The organism is Vibrio sp. TRT 21S02 (assembly GCF_050113675.1).
Taxonomy (GTDB): Bacteria; Pseudomonadota; Gammaproteobacteria; order Enterobacterales; family Vibrionaceae; genus Vibrio.
The window spans coordinates 22,402-35,466 of the sequence record NZ_JBNJOI010000006.1; the positions used below are offsets into that span (position 1 = coordinate 22,402).

Annotated in this window: 10 protein-coding genes; 3 read left to right on the plus strand and 7 right to left on the minus strand. The window is 42.4% G+C overall.

The window, feature by feature from the left end:
• Positions 1–28: 28 nt before the first annotated feature.
• Positions 29–1,756, minus strand: a complete 1,728-nt coding sequence (locus ACQEXU_RS09485) for an amidohydrolase (protein WP_427010862.1) — start codon at positions 1,754–1,756, stop codon at positions 29–31.
• A gap of 383 nt (positions 1,757–2,139) precedes the next feature.
• Here ACQEXU_RS09485 and ACQEXU_RS09490 point away from each other — a divergent pair, with 383 nt between their 5' ends.
• A complete protein-coding gene (locus tag ACQEXU_RS09490; RefSeq protein WP_367990133.1) occupies positions 2,140–2,625 on the plus strand; it encodes an acyl-CoA thioesterase in 486 nt (161 codons plus the stop codon).
• Between the two features lie 134 nt (positions 2,626–2,759).
• Positions 2,760–3,005: a hypothetical protein gene (locus ACQEXU_RS09495; protein ID WP_367990134.1), complete on the plus strand. Its 246-nt coding sequence runs from the start codon at positions 2,760–2,762 to the stop codon at positions 3,003–3,005.
• A 326-nt stretch (positions 3,006–3,331) separates the two neighbouring features.
• Here ACQEXU_RS09495 and malG read toward each other — a convergent pair whose 3' ends face one another.
• The 3 genes from malG to malE all read right to left on the minus strand — a co-directional run bounded on the left by malG (position 3,332) and on the right by malE (position 7,062).
• Positions 3,332–4,222 (minus strand): maltose ABC transporter permease MalG, encoded by an 891-nt coding sequence (gene malG, locus ACQEXU_RS09500; RefSeq protein ID WP_367990135.1) that lies wholly within the window; start codon positions 4,220–4,222, stop codon positions 3,332–3,334.
• A gap of 12 nt (positions 4,223–4,234) precedes the next feature.
• Positions 4,235–5,809, minus strand: a complete 1,575-nt coding sequence (malF, locus tag ACQEXU_RS09505) for a maltose ABC transporter permease MalF (protein WP_427010618.1) — start codon at positions 5,807–5,809, stop codon at positions 4,235–4,237.
• Between the two features lie 71 nt (positions 5,810–5,880).
• On the minus strand, positions 5,881–7,062 hold the full coding sequence (gene malE, locus ACQEXU_RS09510; protein ID WP_427010619.1) for a maltose/maltodextrin ABC transporter substrate-binding protein MalE: 1,182 nt from the start codon (positions 7,060–7,062) through the stop codon (positions 5,881–5,883).
• Between the two features lie 647 nt (positions 7,063–7,709).
• On the opposite strand from malE, the gene malK reads away from it, so the two are divergent.
• Complete coding sequence (gene malK, locus ACQEXU_RS09515; protein ID WP_427010620.1) at positions 7,710–8,834, plus strand: maltose/maltodextrin ABC transporter ATP-binding protein MalK; 1,125 nt, start codon at positions 7,710–7,712, stop codon at positions 8,832–8,834.
• Between the two features lie 123 nt (positions 8,835–8,957).
• Here malK and ACQEXU_RS09520 read toward each other — a convergent pair whose 3' ends face one another.
• From ACQEXU_RS09520 to ACQEXU_RS09530, 3 genes are all read right to left on the minus strand, one after another.
• Positions 8,958–10,133 carry a lytic polysaccharide monooxygenase gene (locus ACQEXU_RS09520; RefSeq protein ID WP_427010621.1) on the minus strand — a complete coding sequence of 392 codons (1,176 nt, stop codon included), beginning with the start codon at positions 10,131–10,133 and terminating at the stop codon, positions 8,958–8,960.
• A gap of 374 nt (positions 10,134–10,507) precedes the next feature.
• Positions 10,508–11,401, minus strand: coding sequence for a LysR substrate-binding domain-containing protein (locus ACQEXU_RS09525; RefSeq protein ID WP_367990140.1), 894 nt, complete (start codon positions 11,399–11,401; stop codon positions 10,508–10,510).
• Between the two features lie 365 nt (positions 11,402–11,766).
• On the minus strand, positions 11,767–12,666 hold the full coding sequence (locus ACQEXU_RS09530) for a LysR family transcriptional regulator (protein WP_427010622.1): 900 nt from the start codon (positions 12,664–12,666) through the stop codon (positions 11,767–11,769).
• Between the last annotated feature and the right edge of the window lie 399 nt (positions 12,667–13,065).

Below are 13,065 nucleotides of genomic sequence, written 5' to 3' on the forward strand. Positions count from 1 at the left end.
GCTAAGCCGGGTGTTTTTGTATGACATATTACTTATCAATTGGGAAAAGTTTACTCTCAAAAACGGTACCATAAACGGGTATATCTTTGAGGGTTTTAACGTCTACCTTGTATGGGTCTTGCTCAAGAATCGTAAAGTTTGCAACCTTACCTTTTTCTATACTGCCTAAAGTGTCTTCCATTCCCCATGAATAAGCCGCTTCTATCGTAATCCCGCGAAGCGCTGCATCCAAAGATAGGGCTAAATCCGGTCTCAGAACCTCACCTTCGTTCGTTTGACGAGTGACCGCACTCCAAGCCAGCAACAGAGGATCGGATGGTGCCATTGGCATGTCAGAATGCAGTGAAACAGGAATGCCTTCTTTTTCAATCGTTGCCAAACGAACCATTGCATGTGCTCGTTCTTCACCCAGCCCTACTTCACCAAATCGTTGACCAAATCCTGTCACGTAGTACGGGTTCACGCTGATGATAGCACCAAGTTTCTTAAGCTCTTTCACTTGTTCATCAGTCGAGTTAGCAAAGTGAACAATGGTAAAGCGGTGATCTTCACGTGGAAATTCAGCTTGGCGACGCTTCATAATTTCAATGAGCTTTTCAACACCTTTATCACCATTAACGTGGACAAGAATCTGGTAACCTTTTTCCCAGAAAATCTTAGTGATCGCCTCTACGTCTTCGGGCGTTTGAATCCATTCACCATGGTGACCATCAAGATAACCATCTTTCATTTTCATTAGCTGAGAAATAATCGCGCCATCAAACAAAATTTTGATTTGGTTATCAAAGAATCGCACCTTCCCATCTTTAGGGAACATATTGGTTGTCTCTTCGACTGCTTTGACAACCCCTTCTTTTCCTTTCAATAGGAATGGTGTTTTACTCTCTGGTGTAAAGAACGAATACATTGGTGTCTCATCAGCACCTAGAATCCGTTTATAGGTATCAAGCATCTCAGGTGGAATAAATGCACCCGGCTCGTTATAAGCCGTCACACCCTTTTGGTGCAGCATTTCCACCATTTGATTCAGGCCAAACTCAAAACGATCATGACTTCCTAAGTCTTTGTAGATGCGAGGCAGCAAGTAAATCAGTGCCCCACCTTCCCAAAAGTGACCATGCTCAAGATCTGACTGGCTTTTTACTTCTTCACCAAGTTTATTGATATCAGCTTGATTAAGCCCATACTTCTTGATAAATGCGCTATTCACATAAAACTCATGCGCCGAACGGTGCCACACACCAATTGGGCGAGTGCTAGAAATTTTATCTAGCTCAGCTCGGTTTAACTCTCCGTGGAAAAAGTTGTTGTATCCCCACGTCCACAAGATCTCATTTGGATCTTTTAGCTCTTTCTCAATATTTGCCAGTGCTTTCATATATTCGTCATGGCCGGAGACTGCAGGCCATGTACGAGTTGGAAGTTGCCATTCTTCAGGCGCAATCACTGGCATGCTCAACGTTAACGCGCCTAAGAATGGATGCAAATGCTGCTCAATAAAGCCTGGCATGATGATGCGTTCACCTAAATCAACAACTTTCGCATGAGGGAACTGCGCTTTGGCTTCTTCAGTACTACCAACAAGTTGGATTTTTCCATCCACACCAGCAACCACTGCCTGAGCTCTTGGTTGCTCTTTATTCATGGTGATAACACTGCTACCGATAAATAAGGTATTAAGTGGGTGCTCAGATGCAGCAGAGACTTCCGCAGTGGTTTGTTCCGCAGGACCACATGCTGTTAGTGCCAACGACATCCCAAGTGATAACGCTGTAAGCTTGGTGAGTTTATGAACTTTTCTTTTCATTATGATTCTCTCTCGTATTCAGCACATTCAACCCTTGTTGTGTTCATTCTATGAGTTGGTGCTCAGAAGCTAATTTACTGAATTTAGTGTAAGTGCTGCGGAAAAAGATGCTTGTAGGCTTCAGGCGCAAAACATACGCCATGTCAATATTGAGACATCTGTATTCTTCCTGCACAAAATAATGCCTCAAGTTTGAGTAATGTTTTTTGGCTAAACTCAAATAGATGTTGCACATAATTGACAGGTTTGTTATTTAAAATGAGTCACATCAAGCTTAGCGAATATGGCTACCAAGAGAGATGTCGGAAAGAATAACAATAAGGAATACAGTGATGAGTCGTGGTCAAAGAGATATTACATTGAGATTTCTGGCTGAGCCGGGAGACGTAAACTTCGGTGGTAAAGTGCACGGTGGTGCCGTGATGAAGTGGATCGATTTAGCCGCTTATGCATGCGCCGCAGCTTGGAGTGGAAAATACTGTATCACCGCATACGCAGGTGGCATTCGCTTTGTTGCGCCAATCCAAGTTGGAAACCTAGTAGAAGTAAGTGCAAAAGTGATCTACACGGGCAATAGTTCAATGCATATTGCTATTGACGTACAAGCCAGTGATCCAAAAGAACTCAAAAATCGTCTGACCACGCATTGCATCGTCATTATGGTTGCCGTCGATGAAGATGGGAAACCAAGCTCTGTTCCTGAGTGGGTGCCTAAAACACAGGAAGATATCGAGTTACGCGACTCTGCGATACGATTGATGAACATGAGAAAACAAATTGGCGAAGAGATGGAAGCACACGTCAAATACCTCAAATAACCAGTAGAAGCCACGGCAACGTGGCTTTTTACTTCACACACTATGTTGCAGAGCGAAATTGTCGTGCTTGTCATTTTTCCTTCATCTTCACCTGATTAAATTCGCCGATATTTAAAAACAATAAGGCTTATACCGTGGTTCAGCTGGCAACCAAACTCAGTGAAGAGACAATCGTTAATTTAAAATCCGTAGAATATCAATGGGTTCGTACGTTATATGTCGAAGGCTACAACACCCAACAAATCAATCATTATATTCAAACCTGCTTCGGCGGAGACGATGTTTTTGCTGACCTATTTCGAAAAGTCGCCCTATCACAAGAAAGCCTTTACGTTCTGCTTCGTTACCTTGGTTGTGCTCCGTCGAGTAAAGAGCTTTAAGTAGGAATTACGCACAAGACACATTATTGTGAAAATAGTCATCTCATTACATATTCATTTGGAGAGTCTGTCGCATACCGTCAGCTGTATGCTATTTGAGACCAGTTGAATTCTTATAATAGCGACAGCAGTACAGGTATAAAAAAACCCAAGCGATGCTTGGGTCATGGTTACAAAAACTGTTAGTTTTCAATAGTAAGGAATTAAGCTCACAGCCAGCTATGCGTAACGCCAGAATTGCTTCTGTTTAACTGATCGGCGGCCAAACCAAAAGTGTTAAACAGAGATACAAAATGGGCGACCAGCGGTCGCCCTTATCGTTTTTATTAGCCTTTCACGCCACCAGCTGTTAATCCTCCAACAAGCCAGCGTTGTGCAAGTAAGAAAACGATGGTTATTGGTAACGCCGACAATACTGCTGCCGCTGCAAAATCACCCCAAAGGTAATTTTGTGGGTACAAATACTGCTGCATACCAACCGCTAATGTGTATGAGTTTACATCAGAAAGTAGTAAGGATGCTACAGGAACTTCGCCCACAACCCCGATAAATGACAAGATAAACACCACAGCAAGAATAGGCACAGACAACGGTAATAACACCAGTTTGAATGCTTGCCAAGGTGTCGCTCCATCTAATGCTGCAGCCTCTTCTAGCGAATTATCAATTGTTTCAAAGTACCCTTTGATCGTCCAAACATGCAGAGCAATACCACCAAGATATGAGAAGATCAGTCCCCCATGGGTGTTTAGCCCAAGAAACGGAATGTATTGTCCTAACTTGTCAAACAATGCGTATAAGGCAACTAAAGCAAGTACTGCCGGGAACATTTGAAAGATCATCATCGCTTTTAAGATGGTGTTCTTCCCTTTAAATCGCATACGCGCAAAAGCATAAGCGGAGGTTGTCGATAACGCGACGATAAGGATCGACGTAATACCCGCCACTTTCACTGAATTCCATAACCACGTCAGTACTGGGAAAGGTGGTGGCGTCACGCTGCCATCTGCATTGGTAACAGAAATGCCAAGTGCCAACTTCCAGTGCTCCAGTGAAGGGTTGTCAGGAATGATGCTCCCTGTTGCAAAGTTCCCTTCACGAAATGAAATAGCAACAACCATAAGCAGTGGGAAAAGAATCATTGCTAAAAAGAGCCACATCGCGATATGTGTTGCCCAAACCCGATATTTCAAAGACTTTCCTTGAACCATAGCCATAACGAATTCTCCTTATTCCTGATCCAGTTTAGTGAAACGTAGGTTGAACAAAGCAAGCGCACCGACAAGTAAGAAGATCAAGGTCGCAATCGCACTGGCTAGACCAAAGTCTTGACCACCCGCACCTTCAAACGCAATACGGTAGGTATAGCTCACAAGCAAATCGGTATAACCCGCAGGCTCCGATGTTCCAATCATATTTGGACCACCTTGAGTAAGAAGTGCAATCAATACAAAATTATTGAAGTTAAACGCAAAGCTTGCGATCAGAAGCGGGGTTAACGGCTTGATCATCAGCGGTAAGGTGATACGAACGAAATTCTGGATGAAATTTGCCCCATCAATTGCTGACGCTTCATAAAGATCTTCTGGAATCGCTTTTAGAAGCCCCATACAAAGGATCATCATGTAAGGGAAGCCAAGCCAAGTATTGACGATAATCACCATGGTTTTCGCCATTAACGGATCAGAGAACCAGGCTGGGCTAAAGCCAAATATCGCTTCCAATACCATATTGATTTCACCAAAGCTTTGGTTAAACAAGCCTTTAAAAATCAAGATCGAAATAAACGCAGGGACGGCGTAAGGTAGAATAAGCAACACACGGTAAATCGCTCGCCCTTTTAATGCTTCCCATTGTACGACGCTGGCTAACACCATACCGATGATGCCTGTTAACCCAACAGTGACCACTGAGAACACGATCGTCCAGATAAAGATACTAACAAACGGCTCTTTAATACCTTCGTCTTTCCATACGCGCTCAAAGTTATGAGAGCCAACCCCGACAATGAAACCAGGAGAAACCGTAGCACCGATAAACTGGCCAGCATCATCAACAGGCTGATAAAAACCAACCTCCATATTTGGCCGCAGCGTCTCTCCGGTTTCATTGTTAATGAGTGTTTCACCATCTTCTTGTAACGTATATTGAGCCACAACAGCCGCAAATTTTCGCAAACTGCTCATGCGAATGTCTTCACCAGAAGGCAAATGAAGATCAACCGACCCAAGTTGTGCTCGGTTTTGAATGATGGTTTTTATTTTCTCTTTACTGCCTTCAACCTGTTCAACTGGTTTAAGGTCCATATCACCAGCAACCAAGGTTGCAAGATCAAAAGTATCAGTCGCTAACAACTGGCCTTCTTTCGTAATCGAAAGCTGGTAGCCTTGTTCTGATTTATACAGAGTAAAAGGATAGCTTTCGCCACTTTGGTAAGTTCTGTCTAACAGAACCGATTGAGCACGTTCGAGAGATAATTGGTTCTTAGCACTAAAATTGGTAACAGATAATCCAATGGTGTATGCCAAGGGAAAAAGGATAAATAAGATCATCCCGGCGATGCCCGGATAAATGTAACGATGAGCGTATGTCCTTTTACTGCCAAAAATAAAAAGGGCAAGACTTGTAAGAATGATGGTTAGCAATGCAAATGCGACTTCGCCACGGGAATACATCAGAATTGATGCATAACCATTGAGAAAACCAATGGCACCTAACAGTGACCATTTAATATAAGCCTTTTTGTTTGAAGGCAAGATCGCTTTTGGTGATGCCATGGCATCGGTACCTTGAACTGACTGCATATAAGAACCTGCTAGCGATAAAATGAAGAAATGTAGGAGGGAAATGTCCCTCCTAAAAAGTTACGACAAGATTATTTCGTCATTTGTTTTTCTGCGTCTGCCAGAGCGGCATCAACAGTTTGGCGACCTTCAACAATATTAATGATTGCGTTCTTCGCACTGCCCCAGAAAGCGTTCATCTGAGGAATGTTTGGCATGATTTCACCATTCATTGCATTGTCCATTGTCGCCGCAATACGTGCATCTGAATCCAGCTCTTTCTGGAATGAGCTCAATGCAACCGCACCAAGTGGTTTGTCATTGTTTACTTTACGCAGACCGTCATTCGTCAGCAGATAGTTCTCAATAAACTCAACAGCAAGGTCTTTATTTGGTGACGCCGTGCTGATACCTGCCGTGAGTACACCAACAAATGGCTTAGAAGAGTGGCCGTTAAATTTAGGTAGCGTCGTTACACCATAGTTGATGCCCGATTTCTCGATGTTGCCCCAAGACCAAGGCCCATTAATCGTCATCGCTGTTTTACCTTGGTTAAACGCAGACTCTGACACCGAGTAATCCATGTCTGAAGAAATCACCCCTTTCTCCACAAGACCTTTCACAAAAGACATTGCATCTTTAACACCATCTTTTGCAATACCCGCATCTTTTACGTTGTAGCCATCTGCGCCGTATTTAAACGCGTAACCACCATCTGCTGCCATCAATGGCCATGTGAAGTACGGTTCTTTTAGGTTCCACATGATCGCTGATTTGCCTTCTTTTTTCAGTTTGGCATCAATCGCAGCAACCTCTTCCCAAGTTTTTGGTGGGGTTGGAACAAGATCTTTGTTGTAGATAAGCGAAAGTGATTCAACCGCAACAGGGTAACCGATGAGCTTACCATTGTACTTCACGGCATCCCAAGCGAAGTCGACAATGCCTTCTTTCACTTCTTTGGACGGTTTAACTTCAGCCAAAAGGCCCGCTTCAGCGTAACCACCAAAACGGTCATGAGCCCAGAACACAATATCCGGACCATCACCAGTCGCCGCTGTTTGAGGGAATTTGTCTTGAAGCGCATCAGGGTGAGCGACCGTCACTTTAATCCCGGTGTCTTCTTCAAATTGTTTACCTACTTCAGCCAGTCCATTGTAGCCTTTGTCACCATTAATCCAGATGGTTAGCTGGCCTTCTTCAATCGCAGCGTGCGCACCGAATGAGCCTAGAGCAACAAGCGTTCCAAGTGCTACCGTGCTTAGGGCGTTTTTCATGTTCATATCCTTTTTATATTTGTGTTGTAGGGCTTCACCAGAAGGTTTCGCCATATCTCGACATATATCTTCAAAGAAAACACGGCAACGCGAATCCTCCTACTCCCTACGCCCTCTGTATTATGGCTTATTTTCGTGATCATCATCGGTGCACATTGATGACTGAGTTCACAAATACGACCTTCAATGTGAGTCACTTCACTATTGGCCTGCAAATTTATTTGAACTCGATCTGTTCACCCTTTTTTTACTCCCTACGCCCTCCTCCTCGACTACTCCCCCCGTAAAAAACACCCACGGGAGGATGTTTAACCACAAGGAAAAACACACAATGAACTCATCCTTAAGTGGATGGTAAGAACCCTTTCCAGTGAATCAAAATCGATAACACTGGTTTCACGCCAAGTGAGGTACTGTGCTGATAAACATTCGTGGTTATGACAATACGGGGGAGATGTTTATCAGTGGGGGAAGTATTCTCAATTTAGGCTCAGACGGGTGACGTAACGCCTTAATGCGGTCACCCTATTTTCTTACCTAGGTCTCATTAAGACTGGATAACCGAATTCCTACTGTTACTGCTCAGGAGGTAATTCATATAATGATGAGCAGGACAAAAATAAAAATTAAGATCGAGGACGAGCTAAATGGCGAGTGTCACGTTAAAAAATGTATGTAAAGCCTACGGCGACGTATTAATTTCTAAAAACGTCGATTTAGAGATCAAGGAAGGCGAATTTGTCGTTTTCGTTGGACCATCAGGCTGCGGTAAATCAACATTGTTGCGCTGTATTGCTGGTCTTGAAGACATCACCTCTGGCGAACTCTTCATTGGTGAAGAGAAGATGAATGAAGTCGAACCGTCAAAACGTGGTGTGGGCATGGTATTTCAATCGTACGCTTTGTACCCACACCTCAATCTGTACGACAACATGTCATTTGGCCTAAAACTCGCAAAAGCAAACAAAGAGGAAATTGATCAACGCGTCGAACACGCCGCAGAGATTCTCCAGCTAAGTCATTTGCTAGAACGCCAGCCCAAAGCATTGTCTGGTGGACAAAGACAGCGTGTAGCTATCGGCCGTACACTGGTTTCCCAACCTAAAGTATTTCTATTAGACGAACCTCTTTCTAACCTAGATGCGGCTCTTCGCGTGCAAATGCGCTCTGAAATCACCAAATTACAACGTAAATTAGGCTGCACTATGATTTACGTGACCCACGATCAAGTTGAAGCAATGACTATGGCTGACAAGATCGTGGTACTCGATGGCGGCTATGTTTCTCAAGTAGGCCAACCGCTCGAGTTATATCACTACCCACAAAATCGTTTTGTTGCGGGCTTTATCGGCTCACCAAAAATGAACTTCATGAGCGTATTCATTGAAGCGGTGGAAAAAGAGCGCGTCATGGTCCAACTTGCCAATGGTACAACATTCTGGATTCCCGTCGATGGTACGACAGTTACGCGCGGAGAACGTATGTCTCTTGGTGTTCGTCCAGAACATTTACTGCCTGAAAACGAAGGGGATGCAACCATCGAAGGTGAAGTGAATATCGTTGAGAAACTGGGTAACGAAACACAAGTTTACATGCACATTGACGCCGCAGATGCAGATATGATTTATCGCCAACCGGATACGCTGCCCGTTGAAGCTGGCGACAAATTGTCTGTTGGCATTCCAGCCCATCGTTGTCATCTGTTCCACAGTGACGGAAAAGCGTGTCGTCGTCTTCACCAAGAAAGTGGTGTCGCACTACCTCAGGCTTAACTTAACACTACATAAAAATAAAGCCCCGCAAGGGGCTTTATTTACTTAATCGAAATGACATGTGGCAACTGCTGTATGACGTTTTTCAAACACCCACCAGCATACCTTTAACTGGCGATAAAATTAACGCCAAACGCCCCACTCACCAGTCGTACCCGGTTCTTCACCTTGAGTCCACCATTGCGCTGTCCACTCTCGACCATTGTGTGAAACCACATCACCAGCAGAATATGTTGCATCAGTACGCCATGCATTGGTAGGTTCTGTTGGCACAGTCGTATCACCTTTAATCAATGATAATGCGTAGCTGAAGGTGTCATTCGGGGCATGAACCTGATTCGCGTGAACATTGTTGGTATCGTACATGTAGTGGTTCATTTCCTGATGCCAAATGCCGATATACCATTCTCCTTTCTTGGTATCGTTAAATTGTCCCGCAAGCTCAGCAGACCATGTTGACGTGTTGTTAGCCGTGATCGGCAGTGAGATGTCTGTTGTTTCAGCCCCTGTGGCATCAAAAGTACGGAATCGCACCGTATCACCTGTTTCAACAGGTCCGAAGCCTTGTGGCACGTAGTACCCTAGTACCGTTAAATTGTTACCTGGTTCTGTTGGGTCTGTAGGATCCGTTGGTGTTGTGCCATCGCCTTTAAAGGTGATATCACTACAGTTGTAGAATCCTTCTCCTGCAACATCAATACGTTGCCAGCGCGTATAAAGAATCGCATCTCCACTTCGACCTGCAGGGAACGTTACTTTCATGCGGTAGCGTTTCTCTGCATCGACTGCGATATCACCTGCGGTATCAATCAGCTCCAGATCATCCCATGTAAGCGGCAAGGTTGGATCGTAAGTTGGTTTGGTTAAGTAAAACTCCCAATAGGACGGGTTATGAGGTGCTTTTCCATAAAAAACGAGGTCAATTTGATTGTTCGCATCTAGGGTTATATTCGTTCGTTGCCAATGGGGAGACGTCACATTCAACCCTGCTTTCGCAGAATCTCCTGCTGAACAGAGTTCACCATTTGGAACAATGGCTTTTACATGTGCCATATCTCGGTAGTTTGGTACATTTGCCGCGACTTCACTGCGCTGAACAAAAGGATAGGCACCTGAGATGTCATAAGCAGCCTGACACGCTTGGTTTGGGATTTCATTTGTCCAAAAACCGCCATCAAGATAACAGGTGTTCTGACGTGCACTTGGAAACTCGACCCAGCCATGAGCCTGAACGTTTATTGAAGTCAGTGAGGCCACAAGGCCAGCACTGATGAGGGATAAGGTTGTAAGATTTTTCATTTCATTTCCTTTTGATATTTGAACTCGCATCTTCTACTGCATCGCGAGATGTTTTGAGCAAATTCAGGTTATCAAGGAAATATATTGACCTTACTGATATATCAAACGTTCTTTTAGCTGGTTTCCAGCGCCAACACCGCGAGCTTGCAATCTCACTCACAAGTTTCGAGCGACTTCAAAATTTTAACGCTACCAATTACATCATTTATCTGAAGATATTTTCGCCAAATTAACCAAATAGATAGAATATTTGTTCAAAAACAAACAAATATTCTATTTAACTTCAAAATAAGAAATTTAATAATCAGCAAGTTATATTAATTAATTTAATAATAAGATGTTGAACGAAATAAAATCGGTGGAATATAAATATCTTACTTATTCGCATGTTGCAGATAATGGATCTTTAATGCATCCAAAATAACTTCCACTTTTTTTGGTAAAACTCGGCTGACTGTTAATGCTTGAATTTTTAGTAACGGCCACTGAATATCGTCCAGTAACGTTACTAATTCACCACGATGAACATTGGGAGCAATGAATTCTTCTGGAAGGAAAGCCAACCCATGTCCTTCAATTGCGAAGGTCCGTGACACCATGGCACTACTCGATACGATCTTAGGCGTGAGTACGACTTTTGCGGCTGCAACTTCTGGCATTTGATTGACACGAGTGCCAATATCGCATTCCGAGTTTAAGATCCAGTCATGTTGGTTCAGATCAGACAGCGACTCTGGTGTTCCTTTTGTCGCAAGATAGTGAGGGGATGCACATAACACAACCTTGATTTGACCAAGTGGTCTAAACACAAGCCCACTGTCTTTTAAGTCCCCGATGCGCACGGCGATATCGATATTTTCACCCACCAAATCATGGAACTCGTCGCCAACAAAAATGGTGTAGTTTAATTCAGGGTAATCTTCGTTTAATTCAGCAAGTATTCGAGCAACCGTTTCTTGGCCGATCCCACTTGAACATGCAATTCTCACTTCCCCTTTCACACACGATTTACATTCACTTAGCCGGTCTTCTAACTCGCTAAAGTGCTCACGCATGTTTTCATAGCCTTGAAGCAAAATTCTACCAGCTTCACTTAACGAAAAACCCCGTGTTGAACGATATAACAAAGTTACACCTAGTTTTTTTTCTAAATGAGCAATATTTTGACTTATTGCTGATGGAGACATGCCTAAACGTTTCGAGGCTGCCGTCATGCTCCCTGTTTCGGCCACAACAGAGAAAATGCAATAGCGCTTCATGTTTTCCATTTTATTTTTCCTAATAAGACAGCACTTTATATAATTTTTAAATTTATTGTTATTATTTGGTAAACAATGTTTACCTTACTTTTTATAATGTTTTTTTGATAATACAAATTTCAACTTGAGTTGCAATGACTAATCAATTGAACAACAAAGCTAGATTTGGCATTAAATATGAAATTATTTTTATATATCATCTTATTTCTAAATAATGGCGTCCAAATTAGGTGATTGAAAACAAATATTTACCACAAATTTAACTATGACAAACTCGTATTTGTCACAAAAATAAAAAAGGTAAACTTCTCAAAAATGAGAAGTATTTTTTTTGATTGTTAATGACTTGTTTTAAATGCAGTCTGGATATGCAATTACTTTGTCTGAACTGAGTTCACGTTTTCAAAATAGCTCTTTAATGCATTAACGACCTCAACCACTCGTTTTGGCAGAATTCGACCGACAGTTAATGCCTGGATATCTAAAACTGGCCACTCATAGTCCGCCATAACAGGGTTTAATACACCTTCTGCCATATGCTCACGAATTAAGTCTATTGGCAGCAATGCAAGGCCATAACCATTGGTAGCAAACGATCGAATAACTAAGACATTATTGCTGACCATTTTCATCTTTGGTTTGATTCGATATGACTTACCAGTTTTGTCAAGAAACTGGAGCTCAGCTAGATCATCGGCATGACGTAGCAAATGATGATTTTTGAGATCTTCCGCATTTTTAGGCTCGCCATGTTCTTCAAGGTAATCTGGAGAAGCGCACAAGGCCATACGAAGCTTACCTAACGGCCGGTAAACTAAGTTGTTATCACTGATCTTTCCTACGCGAATAGCAATATCGATATTGTTCGTGTAAATATCCGTAAGTTGATATTCGGAGATCACATTGACGGTCAATTTTGGGTTATTAGCAAATAACTCTTTCAGAGCATGGGCTAATAATTCTTGCCCAATGCCTTCAGGACAAGAAATCCGCACATCGCCTTGTACAACAACTTTATTCTCTGTCAGTTTTCGTTCCAAATCATTATAGTGAAGGCGCATTTCATCATAACCTTTCCATAATATTTGTCCCGCCTCAGTCAGCGAATTTCCTCTCGTAGAACGATATAACAATGTCATTCCTAAAGAGTTTTCTAAGTAACTAATATTTTGACTCACAGCAGAAGGTGTCATCCCTAAATGTTTTGCCGCTGCTGTCATACTCCCCGTTTCTACAACTGTAGAAAAAATGTGGTAACGTTTTATATTTTCCATTATAAGCCCAACAATTTGACGTCGGTTCCAAAATCACCGTATTAAGTCGCTGTATTTTATAAATATTGTTTTGAAGTATTAAAAGATTACATAAATAGCTCTTAATGTGTATTAACTCTCTCTTAAAAGACTTTTTAGACCTTATTTCTCTGCATTAACCTCTTCATTTAATTTAATAACATTACGTACGCTCGTTATTCTTCTTAATCGAAAATTAACAACCATTAACAACAAACAAAAACAGGCTCAAAAATGAGTCATTTCTTATCAAAATCTTAGCCTTAGCATAAGGCCTTAATGTTTCTGTAACATTTATCACAGAAAAACATTTTCGTTTTAATACAATACCGCTCGCATAACGAAAGATTTCGAACGTTCATTCGAAACAAAAATACATAC